Here is a 24,919-nt window from a genome sequence, read left to right as displayed (position 1 = left end):
TCATAAAAATTTATAGACATCCCTTTTGACAGGGATGTTTGTGTTTTTATTATGATATTAACAGGTTATTAGATATTACAACCTAAAGATTAACTCTATTTAACTCTATATCGCGTGAATTAGGTGACTTTTTTTTATACTTTTGCAGCTCTAATAATCATTGTTGCATGAAGAAAATAGCACTACTGCTGATCCTGACCCTTAACTTTGTGATTCTTAACGCTCAAAAAATAAATATTGACGGTAAGATCATCAACTTCGAAAAGAAAGGCATTGAAAACGCTACTGTTTATCTCCTTAAAGAAAAAGACTCATCCATCATCAACTATACTGCCACCAACCGTGAAGGCAGATTTTCCCTTAAAGCGGACGAACTCAACGAACCCAGCATTTTAAAGGTAGACGCAGATAAAATGATTTCTTTTTCTAAACATCTGGAAAAAATAGAAAAGTCATTTTCTCTTGGCGACATTGAACTGGAAAAAAACTCTGTGACCAATATTGAGGAAGTTAAACTTTCCGCCTCACCTGTTAAGATAAAAAAGGATACGATTGAGTTTAATGCTTCTTCTATAAAAGTACGCCCCGACAGTAAAGTGGAGGAACTTCTGAAGCAGATTCCCGGTGTGCAAATAGATAACGACGGAAAAATCACCATCAACGGTAAAGAAGTCGACCAGATTACCATCAACGGAAAACCATTCTTTGATAAAACCGGCAAAATAGCGCTGCAAAACCTTCCGGCGGATATCATTAAAAATATTCAGTTCACCACCACAAAAACGAAAGAAGAAGAGTTGAGCGGAAAAGCATCAAAATCCAACAACGCTACGATCAATTTCAATATCGATGAGAAAAAAAATAAAGGACTTATTTCAAGACTCACGGTGGGCTACGGTTCCGACGAAAGATATGAAGGCAGCGGATTGTTAAGCTATTTTAAAAACGACACCAAGATCAGCATACTGGCCGCTTCAAATAATATCAATTCCCAGGGATTCTCCAGTGATGAAGTGTTTGACAGCATGGGGCGCGGAAGGAATTCATGGCTAATGCAGGGCGGGTCTGTGGTTACCAGCGGAGGAACCACCTATTTTACGCAAGGCGGAAACAACACAAAAGGCATACAGAAATCTACTACTATCGGGGTTAATTACAGTGATAAATTCGGGAAAGATACCGATCTGGACAATGTAAGTTTAATCCATATCAATAATAATCTCGAAACACGTTCTAAAGTATCCAGAACAACACTGCTTCCCGATTATACTTTAAAAACCAACTCTGAAAGCAATGGCAAAAATGAATCGGGGCAATATAATTTTGATCTTTCGGCAAGAATCCGTTTAGATTCTTTAACGAGTATTTATTTCTCTCCTTCCTTTTCAAGAAATGAGCTGCACAACTTCAGTACATCAAGTTCACGCACCCTGAAAGATAACGATTTGCTGAATACAAGTGACAATTATACCAAAACCGACTCAGAGAATAATTCATTTAATCCTAATATTTATTTTTCAAAGAAATTCAGAAAAAAAGGAAGAGAAATGCATGCTAACCTGAACAGCAGCATCTCTGAAAATAAAGAAAACTTACTGAACAGGTCTGAAAATATTTTCTATACACAACCCCAGTCTTTTGATAACAGAAACCAGTTTTCCGTAAAGAAAAATCAGAACAGCAACTACCGGTTCAGTATGGGGTATTCTGAACCTGTATCAGATTCTGTGAATGTGAGCCTGGGCATCAGCTACAATTCAGCCAATACGAGAAATATAAGGGATGTAAATGATTTCAATGCTGCTACCCAACAGTACTCCGACTACAACGATATATTGTCGAACAGCATGAATCAGAAGATTGATCAGATATCACCTGAATTATCTTTTGAAATCAATAAAAAGAAAATAAGCGCGTGGGGATCTGTGAATGTAGATTTCTCAAACATGGATCTGAATTCCAGTTTCACGAATCAGAATTATAATTTGGAGAAAAACTTTGCCCTTCCCGGCTACAACGTGGGACTGAACTATGAGTTTTCACAGAACAAAAGATTAAACCTGTATCATTTCTCAGATTTTAGTATTCCTACTGCGGACCAGCTGACACCTTACCGTGATATTTCAAACCCGCTGATTGCTTTCCAGGGAAATCCTGATCTGAAAAATACATGGCGCAACACCACTTATCTTTATTTCAACAATTTCAATATGGTAAAGATTATCAGTTATTATCTGAATATTGGATTTACCTATAAGAACAATGATATCATCAATTATTCCTCATTCGACGAAAACGGAAGGCAGCTGATAACATACGCCAATATCAGCGGGAATAAAAATTTCAACCTGGGAGGAGGCTTCAGTAAAACATTTAAATGGAAAGAAAACAAACTGACGATCAATCCGAGATTCAACACCAATTATAATTTCAATAAAGGATTCATCAACGGTCAGGAATTTACCAGCAGCTCCTACAGTATCAATCCGGGACTGAACTTAACCTACGAGATTAAAGAAAAGCTTACGATAAAGCCTTCCTATAGCTTAGGATATAATTTTTCTAAGTATAAAAACTACAGCATAGACAATGTACACACAAGCAATCAGATCCTTAAGCTGGAACTTACCAACTATATTTTTAAAAGCAGGCTTGTTCTCGGAAACGACCTGGAGTACAATACCAATACGAATATTGCCCCGGGATTCAAAAGGGATTTTTATTTCTGGAATACCAGCGTAGGCTATTCATTCTTCAACAAACAGCTGACAGCAAAAGTAAAAGTGTATGATGTTCTGAATCAAAACCAAAGTGTAAGAAGAATTATATCAAACACCTATTTTGAAGATCGTGATGATCTCATCCTAAAACGCTATGTGATGTTCTCACTAACCATGAAGCTCAATAAATTCGCAGGCAAGAAAACACAAAACAAGTAAATTAAAATTATTTACACTGCGGGCATCCCCATTTAGGGGATGTTTTTTTTATGTTAGCATATGATTGTAAAAAATGGAAGTACGGTTTTAATTAACATTAAACCTATGTTTAAACTAATATTAAATGTAACCATAAAAGTCGCAAAAGAAAAGTTTAAAAAGTTTTATGAGCCAATCAAAGCTTTCAAAAGAATAAAAATCAAAGATTTTTAAAAACTATTGTTAACTTTTCTTTTTATAAAAATCGGTTAAAATAGAAAGTTCTAATCTTTTGGAACTTTTGTGGTTAAATAAACAAAGCCATAAAGCACTGAAATATAACAAATTGTACTTGATTGCCTCTTCGGAGTGGTTGATCGCCTCTTCGGACTAGTTGATTGTTTCTTCGGAGTGGTTGATTGCTTCTTCGGACCGATTGATTACTTCTCCGGACCAATTGATCGCCTATTCGAAATGCTTGACGGCTTCATCGAAATGGTTGATGGTCTCAACTGAATGCCTGAATGCTGTTTTTAACAGGTTGAAGCAGTCCTTTTCAGAATTTCATTTGAACAAGACAGTAATTAAAATCATTTATGATTAAATTAGCCACAAATTTTGTGTAATGAAGATTCATTTTTCCATTCTGTTGGTTTTCCTTTTTGTTTTTGGGAATTCACAGGATAAACAACAGCCCGATACTTTTGTAAAAGATAATTTCATTAAAAAGGAAATGTATATTCCGATGCGTGACGGGGTGAAGCTTTTCACGTCGGTATATATTCCGAAAGATATTTCCAATAAAAATAAATATCCCTTTCTGATGCAGAGAACCTGCTACAGCATCGCCCCTTATGGAGAAAATGAATACAGAACCAAGCTTGGACCCAACTCATATCTAATGAAAGACAAATATATTTTTGTGTTTCAGGATGTTCGCGGAAGATATATGAGCGAGGGAACTTTTACGAATATGACACCACAGGTCGATCATAAAACCAAGAAAGATATCGATGAAAGCACAGATACTTACGACACCATCGAATGGCTTTTGAAAAACATTAAAGATAACAACGGAAAAGTCGGACAATACGGAACCTCCTATCCCGGTTTTTATACTGCAGTGGGCATTTTGGCACAACATCCTGCATTGGTAGCATCTTCACCGCAAGCACCGATTTCAGATTTCTGGAATGACGATTTTCTTCACAACGGAAGATTTATGTTAGCATACTTCAGAACATTTCCTGTTTTCGGAGTTCAGAAAACAAAACCGGAAAATAAAGCCTGGTACACAGATACGATGATTAAACCCACTTCTGAAGACGGCCTGAAATTCTACCGCGACATGGGAACTCTAAAGGATGGCTACGAAAAATATTATAAGGATAATTTCTTCATGACAGAAATTATGAACCACACCAATTACGATGAATTCTGGCAAAAAAAGAAGTCTGCTGCCTCATCTTAAAAATGTAAATCATGCGGTAATGACTGTCGGAGGCTGGTTTGATGCTGAAGATCTTTCCGGGCCTTTAAATATTTATAAAACCATCGAAAAAACAAGCCCGAAAGCTAAAAATACCATCGTCATGGGACCTTTCTCACACGGAGCCTGGGCTTATGAGCAGGGAAAACATTTCCACAATCAGATTTATTTCGGAGACAGCATTGCTACGTATTATCAGAAAAATATAGAGACGAAATTCTTTAATCATTATTTAAAAGGAAATACGAAGCAGGATGCCGGTTTACCGGAAGCTTTGATGTATGATACCGGTGCCAAACAATGGAGAGAATTTGCTACCTATCCGCCAAAAGAAGCAAAAAAAAGTAAACTTTTATTTATCCAGAGGAACGTTAAAAAATTCATCAGGACGGGGATTCTCAGAATATTACAGCGACCCGAACAATCCGGTTTTAAGCTCTGATAATCTGAAGGATTTTAACGGTTTCACCCCAAAAAATTATATGTCGGAAGATCAAAGATTCGCAGAAAGAAGACCTGATGTACTGACCTTTACAACGGATGTTTTAGCAGATGATGTTACTTTTGCAGGTGAAATTATGGCTAAATTAAATATTGCGTCCACTTCCACCGATGCAGATTTTGCCGTAAAATTAATTGATATTTATCCCGAAGATTTTAAGCCTGCTGAAAAGAAAGACGGCGTGATCTACGGAAATTATCACCAGATGGTAAGAAGCGAGATTATGCCTGCAAGATTCAGAAATTCCAGAGAAAAAGCTGAAGCTCTGGTTCCGAACCAAAAAACGGCTGTGAATTTCAGATTGCAGGATGTTGTTCATACATTTAAAAAAGGACATAAAATTCAGATTCAGATTTCATCGACGTGGTTCCCGCTGTTTGCCATCAATCCACAGAAATTTATGGATAATCCGAATTTTGCAACAAAAGAAGATTATACAAAAGCTTTTATCAGAATTTTTGACGACAGCGCGATTGAAGTTGAAGTTCTTAAATAAAATTATTAGCCGAATAAGGCTCTGCAAGCGAATTCTGAACTCATATTCAGATCATCAGACTTGTAGGCTTTATGATAAAAAAAGTAATTTAGTCGTATGAAAATTTACACAAAAACCGGCGATAAAGGCCAGACCGCTTTATATGGCGGAACGAGAGTTTCAAAAGCAAGCGCCAGAGTAGACAGCTACGGAAATATCGATGAGCTGAATTCATTCATCGGGATTGCAAAAACCCATATTGAAGATGAAGAGGTTTTAAAACAACTCAAAAAAATACAGTTCGATTTATTTACGGTTGGTTCTGAAGCGGCAACTCCTGTTGATAAACTGATGCTCGCAAACGGAAAATCACGTCTGCCATTGGTCATTTCGGATACTGAAATAGAAGAGCTGGAAAACTGGATGGATGCTTTTGATGAAAAACTGGACCCGCTGCAATATTTCATCCTTCCCGGAGGCGGAAAAGCGGCCACTTTTTTTACATGCGGCACGAACCATCTGCCGTCGCGCAGAACGTTCGCTGGTTTTTTTAAATGAATCTGAAGAAGTGCGCCCCGAATTAATAAAATATTTAAACCGCCTTTCAGATTACCTCTTTGTACTGGCGAGATATATTTCAAAAATCAATAACGAACCGGAAGAATACTGGAACCCGAATGAAAGATAAAGCATTACTTTTCATCAATGGTGATGCGCCGAAATCCTTTCCGGGCATAGAAGAATATAGCTTAATAGCCTGTACGGACGGTGCTTTTCATTATTTAAGAAACCTGAATTTCCCTTTAGAAAAACTGGATTTCATTTCCGGCGATTTTGATTCGCATTCCGGGAAAGATGAAGATATTTATGATGAAAAATTCATTTACACTCCGGATCAGGACAAAACCGATTTTCAGAAAGCCTTGGAAATTATTCTTGAAAAAGGCATCCAAAGAGTAGATGTGCTCGGAGGAAGCGGCGGGGAACAGGATCATTTTCTGGGAAACCTCACCGTGGCTTTCGGATGTAAAGATCAGTTGGACATCAAATTTTATGATGAATTTTCTGAATATTATTTTGTTCCGAAAAGTTTTACATTACATAACGTTAAAGGTAAAATGATATCGCTGTATCCTTTCCCTTCAGTTGAAAATATAACGACAAAAGGCCTGAACTGGCCCTTGACTAATGGCTATTTAAATATCACTTCAAGAATCGGAACAAGAAATTTCGCCATTGAAGATGAAGTTTCCATCGAATATGAAAAAGGAGACCTGTTGGTTTTCATCGGTAAAAATTATTTGTAATTTAAATTCATATTATCCACGGACTGGAAAATCTGTGCAAATCCGTGAAATCTGTGGGGAAAATAAAAAATGAAAAGCCTAATTAAAATATCATTTCTGATCATTTCCATATTCTGTGTTTTCTCGTGTAAAACACAGCACTTTTCCAGTCCTGAGTACGGGAAAAATGTATTGGAAACGGATATTAACATTAAAAAAGTCCATAATTTCAGATCCGTCGGAAATATCAGGAATATCGACGGAAGAACGTTAAAAGAAGGAAAACTCTACAGAAGCGCGAATCTTTTTAAATTGAAAACCAAGTCCTTTAAAGAATTTGAAAACTTGGGAATAAAAGAAATTATCGATCTCAGGAATTCAAAAGAAATTGCTCAAAAACCGGATCATCTTCCAGATCAGATTACTTATAAAAATTATTCAGCTTTTGAAGATGAAGGTGACCAGCTGGATCAGGCCAGAAAATTGGTACTGAAAGGAAAAGTGAATGGTTCCGAGGCTAAAAAAAGGATGCTTGACTTTTATAAAGATTATGTAACTGAAAACCCCGAAATCATTAAGAAAATCATCACTGAAATCTTAGAATCCAACGAACCTGTTTTATACCACTGTACTGCAGGGAAAGACCGTACAGGAATTATTACCGCATTGATTTTAACGGTTTTAAAATTCGATAAAGAGACGATTTGCAACGATTATCTGTTATCCAATAACTACCGGGAAAAACTCATTAACAAACGTCTCAATCTTGCGAAAAACCTGCATTTCCTTTACCCGAAAATGGATATTAAAGTCTTGGAAAAATTAAGCTGGGTAGAAACTGCTTATCTTGACGCTTCCTTTAATCAAATCAATAAAGAATACGGATCAACGGAACGATATATTCAAGAGGTATTGGGAATTACTGAAGATAAACGAAAAGAATATATTCAAAAGTTTACGTATTGATAATTCCGAGGGATTTTCAGTGTACAAGCGATTAGAAATTTATAATAATTTTAACGTTAAAAAACCAAACTTTTTTAGCAATTTTGCATTTCTTAATTCACTTATTTAGAAATGAAAATAAAATACTCGGAACTAATTGATCAGACGCTGTATTTCCCTACTGAGGAATTCAATGTTTCTGAGAACAATTTGTTATTTCACGACATTCCTTTGATGGAAGTTGTTGAAAAGTTTGGCACTCCGCTAAAGATTAGCTACCTGCCGAGAATTTCTCAGAACATCCAGAAGGCGAAAAGCTGGTTTAGGGAAGCTTTTGAGAAAACCGAATATAAAAAAGAATTATACTTATTGCTACTGTACAAAATCAAGTCATTTCAAATTCGTACTGGAAGAGGCTTTAAAAAATGATATTTCCATAGAAACTTCTTCTGCCTATGATATGGACATCGTAAAATCTCTTTACGATAACGGAAAAGTGGATAAAAATATTGAAGTAATCTGCAACGGCTTCAAAACGGATGATTATCTGGCGAAAATTTCAGACATGATTAACAGCGGTTTTGAAAACATTACGCCTATTCTCGATAACTACCGCGAATTGGATAAACTGACGGAAAGCATCGACACAACGTTTGACATCGGAATCAGAATTGCCTCTGAGGAAGAACCGAAATTCGAATTTTATACCTCAAGACTTGGAATCGGATATAAAGATATCATTCCTTATTACAGCCAGAAGATCGCAGAACACCCGAATGCAAGACTGAAAATGCTTCACTTTTTCATCAATACCGGGATCAAGGACACCGCTTATTACTGGAACGAATTATACAAATGTCTTCGTGTTTATGCACGTCTGAAAAAAATCGCTCCGGAAGTTGATTCGTTGAATATTGGTGGTGGTTTTCCTATCAAAACTTCTCTGAATTTTGATTACGATTATCAGTATATGGTGGAAGAAATCGTATCTCAGATTAAAAAATTCTGTGAGGAAGAAGGGGTTGAAGAACCTAATATTTACACGGAATTCGGAAGCTTCACTGTGGGAGAAAGCGGAGCCAATATTTATAAAATTATTTCTCAAAAGCGTCAGAATGACAGGGAAAAATGGAATATGATCGATTCTTCTTTCATGACCACACTTCCTGATACCTGGGCCATTTCAAGACACTTTATCATGCTTCCTTTGAACAGATGGGAAGATACATACGAAAGGGTTTTCTTAGGCGGGCTGACTTGTGATTCAGATGATTATTATAATTCTGAACAGCACACCAATGCGATTTACCTGCCAGTTTTCAGTGATACAAAACCTTTATATATCGGGTTTTTCCATACAGGGGCTTATCAGGAAACAATCAGCGGATTTGGTGGAATTCATCACTGTCTGATGCCTCAGCCAAGACACATTCTGATTCAGAAAGATGAAAATGGTGAACTTCAATATGAAATTTTCCGTGAAAAACAGGAACCTGAAGACGTACTGAAAATTCTTGGGTATAAATAGCTTATCAATAGCAACGGGCTTTAGCCCGTTTAACAAAAATCATAATATCAAACTGGCTTTAGCCAAAACTTACAATAAAAGGCTCTCAAGTTTTTGAGAGCCTTTTTATTGTTTAAAAGTATTTTGAAATTTTATCCAATTCTAATTCTTCGTAATCAGAAACTACCGTATCGGCCAACGTATAATCCTGATTTTTAGAATTTGGGCTTCTGTATGCCGCACAGAAAATTTCTGCCCGATGTGCCGCCAGAATACCGTTGGTAGAATCTTCGATCACCATACAGTTTTCAACAGATTCTTTTGCCATTTCTGCTGCCAGCAGAAAAACTTCAGGATGAGGTTTTGATTCTTTCAGATCTGCACCGCTGATTTTTCCGCCGAAATATTTTTCCAGTTCAAATTTCTCAAAAACCATGTTGATGGTTGTCATCGTTGCTGAAGATGCGAGGATTAATTTAATTCCGTTTTCATAATAATGTTCGATCAGTTCCTTTACCCCGGGGATTAAATCAAACTCTTCATCGTTATAAAAGTAATCTTTGAAGTATTCTCTTTTGGTATCAGCAATTTCTTCGTACGTCTGTTTTAAATTAAATTCGTTAATCAACGTTTCGCAGACTCTTTTGGTAGAAGCTCCTGTAAAAGAAGCATATAAATCTTCGGAAACCTCAATTCCCAGTTCACTAAATGTTTTAAAATAGGCTTTTCTGTGCAATGGTTCTGTATCCACAATAACGCCATCCATATCGAACAGCACAGCTCTTAACGACATACAATTTAAATTTTAACAAAGGTAGTAATTTTGGCTGGAAAGGGGCAAGCTGGAGGATGGAAGTTTAAAATTGGAGCGCGTATTTTTATAGATTAATTATTTGAATTTAAGATGATTTAGATCTAAAATTTCAGCATTAATTTTTCGTCATTTTTGTAAAACTTCCAGCACCTATATTCCACCATCCATCTACTTCTCCAAACTTCTTTGTATCTTTGCCGAAATCATTTAATTTTAAAATAAAACATGAAAACATACGCAGGAATTCCTGAAGAAAATGCATCGCTGGAAAACTCGAAAGTAATGTTGGTAACTGTTCCTTACGACGGAACTTCAACCTGGGGAAAAGGTGCCGACAAAGGCCCGGAACTGTTTTTAGATGCTTCTGAAAACATGGAGCTTTATGACATCGAAACCCAAACAGAGCCTTATTTAGAGGGAGTTTTCCTAGCCGGAGAAATTTCTGAAAATTCTTCGCCTGAAGCTATGACAGAAGCTGTTTATCAAAAAACAAAAGAGCTTTTGAATCATGATGGTAAATTGTTTACGCTTTTTGGGGGAGAACACTCAGTTTCTATCGGTTCGATCCGTGCGGTGGGTGAGAAATTCGAGAATCTGACAGTTCTTCAGCTTGACGCGCACACAGATCTTCGTCCTGAGTTCCATGGTTCTACTTCTAATCACGCTTGTGCAGTGTTTGAGGCCAATCAGAAGCACAATCTTGTACAGGTGGGAATCCGCTCTATGGATATTGAAGAAGCTGAATATTTACCGGAAGGAAGGGTGTTTTTTGCTCACGAAATTGCCAACAACGAAAACTGGGTAAATGATGTATTGGAAAAAGTTTCAGGAAACGTCTATATTACCATCGACCTGGATGCCTTTGATCCTTCACTTTGCCCATCCACAGGAACTCCTGAGCCGGGTGGTTTACAATGGTATCCTACATTGGAACTGTTAAGAAGAGTATTTGAAAAATGCAACGTTGTAGCCTTTGATATTGTAGAATTAATGGATTCTCCGATGGCAAAACCAAGTGCATTCCTGGCGGCGAAGTTATATTATAAGATGCTTGCTTACTACCATATTTATAAAAACAATTAAAATTTCGCAAGAATCGGATTTTTTCAGTCGTGTATTCTTTAGAAATTTGTGAGGTAAAATAAATGCTATGTCCACACAAAATCATATAGATTACGAGAGAATTGCCAAAGCGATAGAATATATCCGGAATAATTTCAAACTTCAGCCAAGCTTGGAGGAAGTGGCAGAAAAAATTCATCTGAGTCCGGCTCATTTTCAGAAAATGTTCTCTGATTGGGCGGGAACAAGCCCGAAGAAATTTTTGCAGTTCATCAGTCTTGAACACGCTAAAAATTTATTGAAGGAAGAAAAAGTAAGTTTATTTGAAACGGCTTATGAGACAGGACTTTCAAGTACGAGCAGATTGCACGATCTGTTTGTAAAAATAGAAGGAATGTCTCCGGCAGAATATAAAAACGGGGGAAAAAGCCTTACCATAAATTACAGTTTTTCCGAAAGTCCTTTTGGAAAAATAATTGCAGCTTCCACAGAAAAAGGAATCTGCTATATGGCTTTTGAAAACGACAAACACAAAGCATTGGGAGATTTAAAAACTAAATTCCCCAATGCTTCTTTTTTTGAAAAACAGGACGAATTTCAGAAGAATGCGTTATCTATTTTTAGTAAAGACTGGAGAGAATTAAATACTATCAAATTACATTTAAAAGGGACAGATTTTCAGTTGAAAGTATGGGAAAGCCTGCTCAGTATTCCGATGGGGAAATTGTCAACATACGGAAACTTAGCCGAAAAAATTGGTCACTCCAAAGCTTCGAGAGCTGTCGGGACGGCAATTGGAAGTAATCCTGTAGCATTTTTGATTCCTTGTCACCGTGTCATTCAGTCTTCCGGAAAAATTGGTGGTTATATGTGGGGAAGCGACAGAAAACAGCTGATTATCGGCTGGGAAAGTTCTAAAGTTTATTCTGATTTTTAAATTCAAAACCTTAAACTTTATGCTGAACTTATTCGAAGACATATCAGATTTCCCATTAAATATACTTCCCAAAGACGGAATCGTTCACTACTACGGAGAAGTTTTTTCAAAAGAAAAATCAGATTTTTATTATGATTATTTATTTAATCAGATTCCATGGGAAAATGATGAAGCGATCATCTTTGGAAAACTGATTATAACAAAAAGAAAAGTAGCCTGGTTCGGTGAAAAGCCATTTGAATATACCTATTCCAAACGAACAAAATATGCAAAACCATGGACACCGGAATTATTGGAATTAAAGCAGAAATGTGAAGAAATTACGGGAGAAACCTATAATTCCTGCCTTTTGAATTTATATCACGACGGAAACGAAGGCATGGCTTATCATAGTGATGCTGAGAAAGATCTCAAAAAACACGGAGCCATTGCTTCATTAACCTTTGGAGCTGAGCGGAAGTTTTTATTTAAACATAAAACCACCAAAGAAAAAGTGGAATTATTGCTGAAAAACGGAAGCTTACTCGTGATGAAAGGAACAACGCAGGACCACTGGCTACACAGACTGCCAACAACGACAAAAATAAAAACGCCAAGAGTGAATCTGACTTTCAGAACGATTACAGAATAGCTGCTTTATAAAAAAATGACCGGTCCGAAAGACCGATCACTCTCAAATTATCTATCTACTAACATTGCTTATGTCTGTATCATTAACGCAAAAATCATCTGAATTATTTTAAAAACAAAAAAATATTTTTATTTCAAAAATCCTACTGACAAACTGTTGTCATAAGTGCGTTTTATCTTTGTATCAACAATAACAAACAACATTAAAAATTATGACAACTACAGCAACTATCACAAAAAAATTCATGAGTTCTGAACAATTACTGGAACACTGGCAAGGACACAGAAACCTGACAAGAAGAGTAATTGAAGCTTTCCCGGAAAAAGAATTATTTGAATTTTCTATCGGCGGAATGAGACCTTTTGCAAAATTGGCATGCGAATTAATCGCAATCGGAGGTCCGGGCCTTAAAGGAATTGTCGGCAAAAACATGGAAGCCTACAACGAAGAAGGCTTCAACCCTCAAACGAAACAAGATTTGCTGAAAAAATGGGATGAAGAAACGGAAGTGATTAATCATTATTTTGCGCAGATTTCGGAGGAACGCTTTCAGGAAACTTTCAATTTGTTTGGACAATACGAATTCCCGGTGTATCAGAATATTTTGTATTTCGTTGATAATGAAATTCATCACCGTGGGCAGGGATACGTTTACCTGAGAGCTTTGGGAATTGAACCGCCTTTTTTTTGGGAGAGATTTTCAGTTCTTTAATGCCACTGTGGAGACTGAAATCTTTAATAAAACATAACTCAGATACTTAAATGCCTACACCTCAGCACAATTTTCTGCTGAGGTTTTTTATGGGTGTCTATCGGAAATATCTTTTAATAAATCTTTCAGTCTTTCTTTAAGGCTTTCCGGTTCCAGAATGGTGGCATAATCTGCAAAAGTAATCAGCCAACGCGGAAAACCATCCTTAAGCCATTCCGTTTCAAAGGTGAGCTCTACTCCGTTTTCTGTTTCTACTTCTTCAATTAAGCCATAATAAATTTTTGAATTTACAAGATGCCCCATTATTTTTTTATCCACCAGGAGCTTTACGGTGACTTTATTTCCGTTGCCATTTTTCCGGTAATCATTGATTTGTCCATATTCCTGAAGATACGGATTCTGAGTTTTGGAAATCTTCAAAATCCTGTCTACACGAAACTGCCTGAAATCATTTCTCAATGTGCAGAAAGCCATAATGTACCAAAAATTAAATTCAAAGAAAACGCCGACTGCCTCAATGGTTCTTGTGGAAATTTTATCGTCAACGGTTCTGTATTCTATGCTCAGCTGATATTTTTCGGCAATGCTTTCCAGAATGGTTGGGATAACATCTTTTAAGGTATCTTCAGTTTTGACCTGATGCTGAAAAATATCAATCTGCGTTTCGATGTTCTGAATTAAATTTCTGTCCGAATATTTCAATACTGAACGTAATTTTTCCATCGCTGTCTGATAGTGGTTTCCCAGACTTTGATGGGAGAACTTCTGCATTAGTTTTTCGGCGGTAATAAAACTTAACACTTCTTCCTTTGTAAACATCACGGGAGGAAGTTTATAACCATCCATCAGGGAATATCCGCTTCCGGCTTCCCCTATGATAGGAATCCCGGCGTTTTCCAATGTTTTTATATCCCTGTAAATTGTCCGTACACTTACGTCAAATTTCTGTGCAAGATCCTGTGCCCTTACAATTGATTTTGACTGTAATTGAGTAAGAATAGCGGTTACCCTGTCGAGTTTTTTGAGGTAGTGATCGTTCATTTTATGGTTGATGAATGATAATTGTGTATTATTAAATTACTATATTACATTATTTTTTAAAACTATTCATCAATTTATCCAGATTTAAACTTCTTGCTGAAGCATCGAAAATTTCTCTGTATATTCCGTTGATCTGAACCAGCTCATCGTGAGTTCCGCTTTCCACTACCCTTCCTTTTTTCATGACATATATTTTATCGGAATCCAGAATCTGTGAAAGAGAGTGCGATATAATAATCACTGTTCGCCCTTCTTTTATGGCATCCAGGGAATTCTTAATCTGCTCTGTAGCAATTGCATCGAGACTTGCGGTGGGTTCGTCAAGAAAAATAATCGGTGGGTTTTTCAAAAACAACCTTGCGATGGCAATTCTTTGCTGCTGTCCCCCGGAAAGTTGTGTAGCATCATGACTGTAAGCATCCGGTAAATCCAGAATCTGCTCGTGAAGATAGGCTTTTTTTGCAGCTTCCTGGATTTCCTCGAAAGAGGCATTCATATTTCCGTAGCGAATATTGTCTTCGATACTTCCCTGGAAAATATGATTTTTCTGAAGCACCAGACCAAGGTCATTGCGAAGAAAAGTATTGTCATAATCATTCAAATTAAAGTCATCCAATAAAATTTCTCCTGAATCCGGAAGATAAAACTTGCATAAAAGATTGATGATCGTAGATTTACCTGCACCGCTCAAACCTACTAAGGCCGTCGTTTTCCCGTTTTCAATCTTCATGGAAACATTGTGTAAAGCCTGTGTCCCATTGGGATATGTAAAATTAATATTTTTTAATTCAAAGTTTCCTTTGATTTTCTTTTCTACGAAATTTCCGTTCGGCTCTTTCTCTTCATCTGCATTTAAAATATCGAAATATCCTTCTGCATAAATCATCGCATCGTTCATATCGTCATAGATTCTGTGTAATTGCCGTATCGGAGCCGAAACATTGTTAAAAAGCATGATATGAAGCATGATTGCACCTATAGTCATCTGCTGGTCCAGTACAAGATAAACCGTCAGAAGAATAATTAAAACCACCCCAAACTGTTCGATAAATGTTTTTAAACCGTCATAAATAAAATTTGTTCTCCGGGTAAACATCTGGCTTTCCATAAGCTGCATCTGGAGATCATATTGTTTTTTGCCTTCAAATTTTTCACGGACAAAACTTTTGATCACCATGATGGAATTAATCAGATTTAATAATCCCGAAGTCTTTTGCTCACGCTGATTTCTTAATGTTCTTCTCACTCCGCCGAGCTTTTTTGCCTGCAAAGAGCTTACATAAAAATAAATCGGGACAATGATCGTAGAGACAATTCCGACGTAAACGTTTTGCAGATACATGATAAATAAAGCAATCACAGCGTTGGAAAACAGTGGCAGCATATCTATAAAAAAGTTCTGTACAAGCCTTGTTAAGCTTTCAATACCTCTGTCGATCCTGATCTGTAATTTTCCTGATTCATGGTTTTCATCATTAAAATAAGCGACACGATACATCAGAATTTTGTCGATCGCAGATTGTGCTAGTACAGAGCTTACATTGATCCTGATTTTCTCACCATAAAATTTTTGCCCGAAATTGATAAAGATATTCAGCAATTCTTTCCCAAGTAATATAACCGATATTACCACCAGCACATGAATTCCCTGCGACATGGGATGCGGAAGATGAGTCAATTTTGTAACCTCATCCACAGTATATTTCAGCACCAGCGGATTCACCTGTGCGGCAAGAGCTCCTAAAAATGTAAGAAACAATGTTCCATAGATCATCAGCCGGTAGGGTCTGATAAAAGGAACGAGCTGTTTGTAAATTCCGAATAAAGTGACGGTTCTGTTGAAAGGTTTTGCCATAGAAATGATTTAACTAAAAAACGTACCGTTTTACAGAGAAAAGGTACGTTTTTATTCTATTTTTCAGCAAAAAGATTTGCTTTAATTTACAAATTATCCTTCAAAAATGTAAGTTGTAAGATAGTGGAGTTCCGGCTTTCCTGCTGCTTTAGACTCTGTTTCAGCCTGCTCCAGAGAATAATTGGAATTAATTTCTTTTTTCTGAAATACAAAAGCATTGTTGGCATTTTTGTCTACTACATCATTGAATATGTGCTGAATTTCCGAATTTCCCAATGAAGCGAAACTGATATCTTCAAAACCGTACATCAGTCTCAGATCATCATACTGAGCAAAATTTTCATTCACAAAATTCTGCAGCTGGGATTTAGAATCAAAATTTCCTGCCCAGATATTGTACGCGTAACTCTTCTTTGTAGGTTTATCAAAAATACTTTGATAGACAAAGTTTTCACCGAGATAAGCTTCCCTTACCTGCGGATCATTTGCCAATTCCTCGGGAAGTCCTTCTTTCAGGATTCTTCCTTCAAACATAATATACGTTTTGTTGGTAATGGCCAAAGTCTGCTGAACGTTGTGGTCTGTAATCAGGATTCCAATGTTTTTATCTGTAAGACTTCTTACAATTTTCTGAATATCTTCCACGGCAATCGGGTCTACTCCGGCAAAAGGTTCATCCAGAAGAATAAAATTAGGATCTGTTGCCAGACATCTTGCAATTTCTGTTCTACGTCTTTCCCCTCCGGACAAAAGATCACCACGGTTTTTACGAACGTGCTGTAGTGAGAATTCCTCAATCAGCTCATCACATTTGATCTGCTGTTCACGCTTTGAAAGTTTTGTAAGCTGTAAAACGCCCATAATGTTTTCCTCAACCGAAAGTTTCCTAAAAACGGATGCTTCCTGCGCAAGATAACCGATTCCTTTTTGTGCCCTGCGGTACATCGCATCGGTAGTGATTTCCTGTTTATCAAGAAAAATTTTCCCGGAAGTGGGCTTAACCAATCCAACAATCATATAAAACGAAGTGGTTTTCCCGGCTCCGTTCGGGCCAAGCAATCCGACAATTTCTCCCTGCTGAACCTGTACAGAAACGCCTTTTACAACTTTCTTGGGACCGTATTCTTTGATTAAGTTTTCTCCTCGTAAAATCATGAAGCAAATATATAAAATGTAAACGTTTTACTTTACACAAACACAAAAATTTAAAACGCTCAATAAGGTGCTTTTCTATTGCTGATCAATTACCTGTTGAGAATCATCGCTGCTTCTTTTGCAAAATAGGTAAAGATCATGTCTGCCCCAGCCCTTTTAATACATGTTAAGCTTTCGATAATCGTTTTATCATTATCCAGCCAGCCGTTTTGTGCAGCCGCTTTTACCATTGCATATTCTCCGCTCACATTGTACACGGCAATCGGAAGATCGATAGCATCACGAACTTTTGAAACAACATCCAGATACGGAAGTCCCGGCTTAATCATGATAATATCTGCTCCTTCGTCAATATCTTTAAATACTTCATTTAATGCCTCACGGGAATTATGAAAATCCATCTGATATGTTTTTTTATCCTTAGGAATTTCCATATTATCTTTTGGCGCACTGTCTAAAGCGCTTCTGAAAGGTCCGTAAAAAGAGCTTGCATATTTCGCGGCATAGCTTAAGATCCCAACATCCGTAAATCCACTATCTTCCAAAGCTTCGCGGATTGTTTGTACCCTTCCATCCATCATGTCGCTTGGTGCCACAATATCGGCCCCCGCTTCAGCATGCGACACAGACATTCTTGCCAAAGCATCGTTAGTAGCATCATTGACGATTTTACCATTTTCAATAATTCCGTCGTGACCGTAGATTGAATAAGGATCCAATGCCACGTCAGGCATCACAACCATTTCAGGAACTGCATCTTTGATGGCTCTTATCGTGTTCTGCATCAATCCGTTTTTGTTCCATGCCTCTTTTCCGGTATTGTCTTTCAGATCGTCTGAAACTTTCATATACAGATTGACAGCTTTTACACCTAAAGAAAATAATTCCTTACATTCTTTCACTGTCAGATCGATGCTTCTCCTGAATATTCCCGGCATTGAAGCGATGGGTTCTTCTTTATTTTCGCCCTCCATAACGAAGATTGGCATTACAAAATCGTTGGTGGTAAGTGTGCATTCTCTTACCAGACTTCTGACAGATTCGTTTACTCTCAGCCTTCTATTTCTTGAATGTATCATTTTGGAATACTTTTTGAATAAAATTTAATACAAATTTACTACAACTTAAACAAAAAAAGTGTTGCAGGAAATTGTAGAATTGTTTACTTTTGTTTTAATATATTTAAAGAAATTATAATTTGATGAAAAAACTTTTACTTTTATTTATCTTTTTAGGCGCTTTTATTGGATTTTCCAATAATATTAAAGCTCAGATAAAGGAGCCTTCAGGTTTTTCACAAAAGTCTGATGATGGTGTTCTTGTTGCCTATCCGAATCCTGCAAAGGATTTTCTGATTGTAAAGGCTAAAGACTCTAATCTTAAAATTAAAAGTGTGATCTTCTACTCTATTTTGGGAACTCAGGTTGCTACTTATTCAGTAAATATGAATTCGGGGGGAAATTAATATCGAAAAATTGAAGCCTGGAAAATATCTGATCCGCTATATACTGAGCGACAACACCATGAAGGTTACGCAAATCGTAAAACAATAATAATTCAATCCTGATCATCATCAGGATTTTTTTCTTTTAGATTAAATTCTGTTTCAATAATTCCGTAACTTTCGGGACTTTTTCATACTAATAAGTAAAAACAATTTAATGCTAAAAGCTGAACATATCAGAAAGACCTATAATGCCGGCAAAAAAAGTGGCTTTGGATGATTTCAGCATCCACGTTCCGAAAGGAAGCGTATATGGTCTTTTAGGTCCGAACGGGGCCGGTAAAACTTCATTTATACGTATCATCAATCAAATCACACAGGCTGATTCGGGAGACATTTCCATTAACGGACAGAAACTGAATCCGGATCATATCAAAGATATCGGCTACATGCCCGAAGAAAGAGGCCTTTATAAAAATATGACGGTCGGTGACCAGCTTCTTTATTTTGGTGAACTTAAAGGAATGAGCAAAAACGATGCTTTGAGTGAAGCCAAGAAATGGTTTGACAAATTGCATATTGACCAGTGGTGGAAAAAGAAGCTTTCTGAACTTTCGAAAGGAATGGCACAAAAAATCCAGTTTGTTGTAACGGTTCTTCACAGACCCAACCTACTTATCCTCGATGAGCCGTTTTCAGGATTTGACCCTGTAAATGCCAATCTGATTAAAGATCAGATTATTGATCTTAAAAACAACGGAACAACGATTATTCTTTCTACCCACAGAATGGAAAGTGTGGAAGAAATGTGTGATTATGTTGCTTTGATTAATAATTCAAAAAAAATTATCGACGGAAGAGTTTTTGATGTACGGGAAAAATTCAAGAAAAATATTTTCGGGGTTACCCTTTCCGAAACCAATGATTCTCAGCTTGAAAACTTCAGAAATAAATACGATATCTCTAATATTTCAAACGAAAACAATCTTATATCATTTGATTTAAAGAATGAATCTAATCAAAACGATATTCTTCTGGATCTTGTCAATGTAGGAAAAGTAAGATCATTTGAGGAAAAAATTCCAAGTATGAATGAAGTTTTTATTAATGCAGTAAGCAGCAATTCTTAATTATGAACAATATTTTTTTAATTACAAAAAGGGAATTTCTGACACAGGTTAAGAAAAAATCCTTCATTATACTTACTTTACTGGCTCCGGTTCTGCTGGTTGCTTTCGGTTCGGTAATCGGTCTTATGTTTAAAGCCAACGAATCTCACAGCGTGATTGAAGTGGTGGATAAAAGCGGCCTATTTACCAATCAGCTGAAATCCAGTGATCAGCTGAAATACATCTATGTTGCTGCGGCTGATGAAAAGTCTAAGATTAATAATCTTAAGGGCAATGAATCATTGGATGGTATTTTAATTTTACCGGCACTGAAAAATCAAGATTTTGATGATCTTCAGAAAAATACAAGACTTGTCATTAATAGCAAAATAGGATTTGATACGAAGCAGAAAATCGTTTCTGATATTACGGATGTTATTAAGAAAGAAAAGTTCAAGCAATTAGGTATTGCAGAAACGCAGCTGGATAATCTTGATAAAAGTTTTACCTTAAAAACCATTAATGTTTCCGAGAACAATAAGGAGGATTCCGATCTTGGCTTTGGGGTAAAAAGTGGACTGAGTATTCTCCTGATGTATGTTACTTTTATGTTCATCATCATCTATGGTGTAAGGGTAATGAGAAGCGTGCTGGAAGAAAAAAATAATCGTGTTGTGGAAATTATTATTTCTTCTGTGAAACCTTTCGAACTGATGATGGGCAAAATTCTGGGAGTTACTTTAGTAGCTTTAACGCAGTTTTTAGTCTGGATTACAATGTCTGTGATCGGAGCGTTGGTTTTAAATACAGGTTTTACCTCCATTCAGAAAAATATTCCGGGCGGAAATAATGAACTGGCAAGTAAACTGGATGTTGCACAGATTGCCACTCAGATTTCTCACAGTTTGCTAGAATTGAATTTTCCATTAATCATCTTTGTATTTATTGTATTTTTCCTTTTAGGATATATCTTTTATAGCTCTATATATGCGGCTATCGGCTCTGCGGTAGACAATGAGACAGAGACACAACAATTCACCTTATTTGCGATCCTTCCGCTAATGCTGGGAATGTACGGCAGCTTTTCTTTAATGAATAACCCTGACGGACCACTTGGATTTTGGCTGTCGATTATTCCTTTTACTTCACCGGTAGCGATGATTGCCAGAATACCTTTCGGTGTTCCGGCCTGGCAGATCGCATTATCAATTGCTCTGCTTTTAGGAACTACTATTTTTATGATTTTCGTAGCAGGAAAGATCTACAGAGTGGGTATTTTGATGTATGGAAATAAAGCTACTTTCAAAGAGATCTGGAAATGGATTAAAGGATAAAAAATTATCAGATTTATCATAAAAAAAGTCCCGAAACAAGATGTTTCGGGACTTTTTTATTAGGGTTAAAATTTTCTCAGTTGAAAATATAGTTTACACTTAAACTAAGAACCTGCTCGGATTTATTTTTAGTACTTCCTTGTGGTTCATAATCAAGACCGGGATAGGTATTGGAAAGACCGAAATCATATCTTGCGGTTAATTCCAACTGCCTTTTGTAGCTGTATCCTAGCCCAAAACCTAGTCCAAAGTTAAAGCCATTGGCTTTACCATTAAGTTTTGAGTTTCCGGAAACTTCATAATCCGGGTCATAATATGGTCTTGACACAGGTGCGTTTTTCACTCTCTGACTTAATAAAAAATTAAATCTCGGTCCTATCAATCCGAAGAATTCTGATTCTGCTTCGGAAAAATAAGCTTTAAAACTGATTGGTACACTCAGATAATCATTTGCATATACAGCGTCATATCCGTCGGTGCCTTTAGCTCCTTTGTCTTTACCTGTTTCTCCTGCTCCAAAATACTGTATTTCGGGTTGAAGAAAAAACTGATTTTCACTTCCGATAGGAATTAAAGCCAAAGCTCCGCCCTGTATCGTAAACCTTTTTCCTGAGGGATTGTGGGCATTTTTTACTCCTGAGAAGTTACCTCCTGCAGAGATCCCAAACCTTGTACTGCTGAAGTCTATTTGTGCGAAAGACAACGCAGAAAACATTAGGCCAGAGGCCAATAAAAATTTTTTCATATCATTATGTTTTAAAAAATTATGCTAACACCTTAGCCACGGTAACACCAATATCAGCAGGGGAATCTACTACATTGATACCGTTTTCTCTCATGATCTCCATTTTTGCCTGAGCAGTATCTTCAGCACCACCAACGATAGCACCTGCGTGGCCCATTGTTCTTCCTTTAGGAGCAGTTTGTCCGGCGATAAAGCCTACAACAGGTTTTGTAGAACCGCTGGCCTTATACCATCTTGCTGCTTCAGCCTCAAGACCACCACCGATTTCTCCGATCATAACTACCGCTTCTGTTTCAGGATCATTAATGAATAATTCCAAAGCTTCTCTTGTCGTTGTTCCAATGATTGGGTCACCACCGATACCGATTGCTGTAGAAATACCGAAACCGGCTCTTACCACCTGATCTGCAGCTTCATAAGTAAGCGTACCTGATTTAGAAACGATACCTACTTTACCTTTTTTGAAAACGAAACCTGGCATAATACCAATTTTAGCTTCTTCAGAAGTAATGATTCCGGGGCAGTTAGGACCTATTAATCTACATTCTCTGTCGGCAATGTAAGATTTTACTTTTACCATATCTGCTACAGGAATACCTTCAGTAATACAAACAATTACTTTGATTCCCGCTTCAGCTGCTTCCATAATTGCATCAGCCGCAAATGCAGGTGGTACGAAAATGATACTCACGTTTGCTCCGGCTTTTGCCACAGCATCAGCTACAGTATTGAATACAGGCTTCCCAAGGTGCTCGCTTCCTCCTTTTCCGGGAGTAACTCCACCTACTACGTTGGTTCCGTATTCGATCATCTGGCTTGCGTGGAAAGTACCTTCATTCCCCGTAAATCCTTGTACAATTACTTTAGAATCTTTGTTTACTAAAATTGACATTTTATTATTTATTTAATTTATTTATTGATTTTTAAATGCACACAAATTTAATTAAATTTCTTTGATTAAAGATAAATCTAAACAATTTGTTTATTTGAGATTTCTCAGTTTAACTTCTTTCTTCAGGTAGGTTTTAAAATCTTCTGCAAACATGCCGATATAGGTTCCTTTTTCAAGATCTCTGTTGACTCCTGTTTTGCCTAAAATTACAGATCCGCTCTCTATTTTATTTCCGGAAGCGATACCGACCTGTCCCCACAATGTTACTTCATCGCCGATTACACAACATCCTGCAATTCCCACTTGCGAAGCAATAAGACATTTTTTACCAATCACCGTATCGTGTCCTATCTGGATCTGATTATCAAGAACAGAGCCTTCACCAATCACTGTAGAATCTGTTACCCCCCTGTCTATCGTACAGCCGTTTCCGATCTCAACATTGTTTTCAATAACAACATTTCCCACGGAGATCAGACGATCAAAATTTCCATTTAATTTTCTGTAATAAAATGCATCACCTCCCAACACGGTATTTGACTGGATCACAACATTATCACCAATAACGGTTCTGTCGCCAATCACCACATTGGGGAAGATAAGCGTATTTTTGCCGATCTTTACATTATTTCCGATTACTGCGGAATGATGAATATGCGTTCCCTCACCAATTTCAACGTCATGAAGTTCTTCCGTAAAATTATATATTCTCGTGAAATGCGTATTGATTTTGTTAAAATCCCTGAAAGGATCATCAGAAACCAAAAGGGCTTTACCTTCCGGACAGTCTACTTCTTTGTCAATCAGGATAATGGTAGCAGCAGAATTTAATGCTTTATCATAATATTTAGGATGGTTAACAAAAACGATATCTCCTGGCTTCACCATGTGAATTTCATTGGTACCCAATACTTCGAAGTCTTTTGGACCTACAAATTTAGCCCCGATAATATTGGCAATAGTTTCAAGTTGTTGTGGCTGATGAAACGTCATATTTTTAAATGATGTTTAGGTTTGTAAAACATATAAAAGTTACCGGACTGCATCCGATTCTGTTATAAATCGTCCTTTCGGACTTCTCACTTTTATAAAGCAAAAATTCGGAATGCAAGGGCAAACCGAATTTCTGTAGATTGTATTAAAAATTATTCTTTTACTCTTTCTAAGTATGAACCATCTTCGGTACTTACTTTAATCTTGTCTCCCGGCTCAATGAACAATGGAACCATTACTCTTGCTCCTGTTTCAACGATAGCATTTTTCAGCGCATTGGTAGCGGTATTTCCTTTTACTCCAGGATCTGCTTCCACTATTTCCAGATAAACAGATTGTGGTAATTCTGCTGAAAGAGGAGTTTCGTCAGCTTCTTTCAAAATAATTGTCACTTCCTCTCCTGCTTTCATAAGATTAGAATTTTCAATCATTTCTTTGTTAAGGTAAAGCTGAGAAAAATCATCATTGTTCATGAAGTGGAAACCATTCTCATCATCATAAAGATACTGATATTTTCTGGTGATTACTTTTACTTCATCAATTTTATGACCTGCAGAAAAAGTATTGTCAATTACCTTTCCGTTTGTTACAGATTTTAGTTTCGTTCTTACGAAAGCCGGCCCTTTACCCGGTTTTACATGAAGAAACTCAATTACTTTATAAATATCATTGCTATACTCAATGCACAGACCTTTTCTGATATCGTTACTTGTTGCCATTATTTTGTATATAATTATTTTCTTTTATTAAACTGTATTCCCTGTCCCTGAGGCAGCATCCTGTTGAATGTGTTATTATTAAATGTATTTACATTGTTCTGTAGCCTGTTGACATTCATCTGAACTTCAGAATTGTATTGATTCGCTGTGCCAAAAATAGAGTTTGAATTATCCTTTTGCTTCAGAATAGAGTTAAAATTACTTTTAGCAAGGCTGTCTGTAGACTTTTCAGGAATCTTTCTTTCCAGAATAGAGGTCCTTGTTGTTTTCTGAGTTTTTAATCCTTCCGTTTGCTGTCCAAACAAAGAAGTCGTTGAAAGCATCATGAATAAGATTAAAATTTTCATATCTGAT

At 36.8% G+C, this 24,919-nt stretch carries 20 protein-coding genes and 4 pseudogenes; 14 read left to right on the top strand and 10 right to left on the bottom strand.

Annotated features, from left to right (window positions below; translation table 11 throughout):
* Positions 1-167: 167 nt before the first annotated feature.
* From AAHI02_RS17600 to AAHI02_RS17570, 7 genes and pseudogenes are all read left to right on the top strand, one after another.
* Positions 168-2,939 carry a TonB-dependent receptor gene (locus AAHI02_RS17600; RefSeq protein WP_346984350.1) on the top strand — a complete coding sequence of 924 codons (2,772 nt, stop codon included), beginning with the start codon at positions 168-170 and terminating at the stop codon, positions 2,937-2,939.
* Between the two features lie 604 nt (positions 2,940-3,543).
* A complete protein-coding gene (locus AAHI02_RS17595; protein WP_346984349.1) occupies positions 3,544-4,389 on the top strand; it encodes a CocE/NonD family hydrolase in 846 nt (281 codons plus the stop codon).
* A 299-nt stretch (positions 4,390-4,688) separates the two neighbouring features.
* On the top strand, positions 4,689-5,405 hold the full coding sequence (locus tag AAHI02_RS17590; protein WP_346984348.1) for a CocE/NonD family hydrolase: 717 nt from the start codon (positions 4,689-4,691) through the stop codon (positions 5,403-5,405).
* A gap of 96 nt (positions 5,406-5,501) precedes the next feature.
* Positions 5,502-6,072: pseudogene (locus tag AAHI02_RS17585) on the top strand (cob(I)yrinic acid a,c-diamide adenosyltransferase).
* Positions 6,062-6,691, top strand: a complete 630-nt coding sequence (locus tag AAHI02_RS17580; protein ID WP_346984347.1) for a thiamine diphosphokinase — start codon at positions 6,062-6,064, stop codon at positions 6,689-6,691. Before AAHI02_RS17585 ends, AAHI02_RS17580 begins: the two are co-directional and overlap by 11 nt.
* 69 nt (positions 6,692-6,760) lie before the next feature.
* Entirely contained in the window at positions 6,761-7,636 is an 876-nt protein-coding gene (locus AAHI02_RS17575) for a tyrosine-protein phosphatase (protein ID WP_346984346.1), read from the top strand.
* Positions 7,637-7,747: 111 nt separating this feature from the next.
* Positions 7,748-9,143 (top strand): annotated as a pseudogene (locus AAHI02_RS17570) (arginine decarboxylase).
* 112 nt (positions 9,144-9,255) lie between these two features.
* Here AAHI02_RS17570 and AAHI02_RS17565 read toward each other — a convergent pair.
* Entirely contained in the window at positions 9,256-9,915 is a 660-nt protein-coding gene (locus tag AAHI02_RS17565) for an HAD family phosphatase (protein ID WP_346984345.1), read from the bottom strand.
* 246 nt (positions 9,916-10,161) lie between these two features.
* Here AAHI02_RS17565 and speB point away from each other — a divergent pair, with 246 nt between their 5' ends.
* The 4 genes from speB to AAHI02_RS17545 all read left to right on the top strand — a co-directional run bounded on the left by speB (position 10,162) and on the right by AAHI02_RS17545 (position 13,278).
* Positions 10,162-11,019 carry an agmatinase gene (speB, locus tag AAHI02_RS17560; RefSeq protein WP_346984344.1) on the top strand — a complete coding sequence of 286 codons (858 nt, stop codon included), beginning with the start codon at positions 10,162-10,164 and terminating at the stop codon, positions 11,017-11,019.
* Positions 11,020-11,086: 67 nt separating this feature from the next.
* Positions 11,087-11,935, top strand: a complete 849-nt coding sequence (locus tag AAHI02_RS17555; RefSeq protein WP_346984343.1) for a methylated-DNA--[protein]-cysteine S-methyltransferase — start codon at positions 11,087-11,089, stop codon at positions 11,933-11,935.
* 19 nt (positions 11,936-11,954) lie between these two features.
* Positions 11,955-12,566 carry an alpha-ketoglutarate-dependent dioxygenase AlkB gene (locus AAHI02_RS17550; RefSeq protein ID WP_346984342.1) on the top strand — a complete coding sequence of 204 codons (612 nt, stop codon included), beginning with the start codon at positions 11,955-11,957 and terminating at the stop codon, positions 12,564-12,566.
* Between the two features lie 211 nt (positions 12,567-12,777).
* On the top strand, positions 12,778-13,278 hold the full coding sequence (locus tag AAHI02_RS17545) for a DinB family protein (RefSeq protein ID WP_346984341.1): 501 nt from the start codon (positions 12,778-12,780) through the stop codon (positions 13,276-13,278).
* 87 nt (positions 13,279-13,365) lie between these two features.
* On the opposite strand, the gene AAHI02_RS17540 is transcribed toward AAHI02_RS17545, so the two are convergent.
* The 4 genes and pseudogenes from AAHI02_RS17540 to hemB form a co-directional block, all read right to left on the bottom strand.
* Positions 13,366-14,319 (bottom strand): YafY family protein, encoded by a 954-nt coding sequence (locus AAHI02_RS17540; RefSeq protein WP_346984340.1) that lies wholly within the window; start codon positions 14,317-14,319, stop codon positions 13,366-13,368.
* A 49-nt stretch (positions 14,320-14,368) separates the two neighbouring features.
* Positions 14,369-16,174 carry an ABC transporter ATP-binding protein gene (locus tag AAHI02_RS17535; protein ID WP_346984339.1) on the bottom strand — a complete coding sequence of 602 codons (1,806 nt, stop codon included), beginning with the start codon at positions 16,172-16,174 and terminating at the stop codon, positions 14,369-14,371.
* Positions 16,175-16,603: 429 nt separating this feature from the next.
* Positions 16,604-17,329 (bottom strand): annotated as a pseudogene (gene lptB / locus AAHI02_RS17530) (LPS export ABC transporter ATP-binding protein); the annotation flags it as partial.
* Between the two features lie 89 nt (positions 17,330-17,418).
* On the bottom strand, positions 17,419-18,408 hold the full coding sequence (gene hemB / locus AAHI02_RS17525) for a porphobilinogen synthase (RefSeq protein WP_346984338.1): 990 nt from the start codon (positions 18,406-18,408) through the stop codon (positions 17,419-17,421).
* Positions 18,409-18,530: 122 nt separating this feature from the next.
* Here hemB and AAHI02_RS17520 point away from each other — a divergent pair, with 122 nt between their 5' ends.
* The 3 genes and pseudogenes from AAHI02_RS17520 (at position 18,531) to AAHI02_RS17510 (ending at position 21,216) form a co-directional block, all read left to right on the top strand.
* Entirely contained in the window at positions 18,531-18,794 is a 264-nt protein-coding gene (locus AAHI02_RS17520; protein WP_346984337.1) for a T9SS C-terminal target domain-containing protein, read from the top strand.
* Positions 18,795-18,990: 196 nt separating this feature from the next.
* Positions 18,991-19,903 (top strand): annotated as a pseudogene (locus AAHI02_RS17515) (ATP-binding cassette domain-containing protein).
* Between the two features lie 2 nt (positions 19,904-19,905).
* A complete protein-coding gene (locus AAHI02_RS17510; RefSeq protein WP_346984336.1) occupies positions 19,906-21,216 on the top strand; it encodes an ABC transporter permease in 1,311 nt (436 codons plus the stop codon).
* A gap of 76 nt (positions 21,217-21,292) precedes the next feature.
* Here AAHI02_RS17510 and AAHI02_RS17505 read toward each other — a convergent pair whose 3' ends face one another.
* The 5 genes from AAHI02_RS17505 to AAHI02_RS17485 all read right to left on the bottom strand — a co-directional run bounded on the left by AAHI02_RS17505 (position 21,293) and on the right by AAHI02_RS17485 (position 24,912).
* The gene (locus tag AAHI02_RS17505) at positions 21,293-21,961 is read right to left on the bottom strand and encodes a porin family protein (protein WP_346984335.1); all 669 of its coding nucleotides are present in this window, start codon (positions 21,959-21,961) and stop codon (positions 21,293-21,295) included.
* Positions 21,962-21,980: 19 nt separating this feature from the next.
* Positions 21,981-22,853, bottom strand: coding sequence for a succinate--CoA ligase subunit alpha (gene sucD, locus AAHI02_RS17500; protein WP_346984334.1), 873 nt, complete (start codon positions 22,851-22,853; stop codon positions 21,981-21,983).
* Between the two features lie 90 nt (positions 22,854-22,943).
* Positions 22,944-23,846: an LpxD N-terminal domain-containing protein gene (locus tag AAHI02_RS17495; protein WP_346984333.1), complete on the bottom strand. Its 903-nt coding sequence runs from the start codon at positions 23,844-23,846 to the stop codon at positions 22,944-22,946.
* Positions 23,847-23,998: 152 nt separating this feature from the next.
* Positions 23,999-24,565 carry an elongation factor P gene (gene efp, locus AAHI02_RS17490; RefSeq protein ID WP_283423798.1) on the bottom strand — a complete coding sequence of 189 codons (567 nt, stop codon included), beginning with the start codon at positions 24,563-24,565 and terminating at the stop codon, positions 23,999-24,001.
* A 14-nt stretch (positions 24,566-24,579) separates the two neighbouring features.
* Positions 24,580-24,912 carry a hypothetical protein gene (locus AAHI02_RS17485; RefSeq protein WP_346984332.1) on the bottom strand — a complete coding sequence of 111 codons (333 nt, stop codon included), beginning with the start codon at positions 24,910-24,912 and terminating at the stop codon, positions 24,580-24,582.
* Between the last annotated feature and the right edge of the window lie 7 nt (positions 24,913-24,919).

Source organism: Chryseobacterium sp. POE27 (assembly GCF_039727685.1).
Lineage (GTDB): Bacteria > Bacteroidota > Bacteroidia > Flavobacteriales > Weeksellaceae > Chryseobacterium.
The sequence above is the reverse complement of the archived record's forward strand: the minus strand, read 5'-3'. Positions and strand labels throughout refer to the sequence as shown.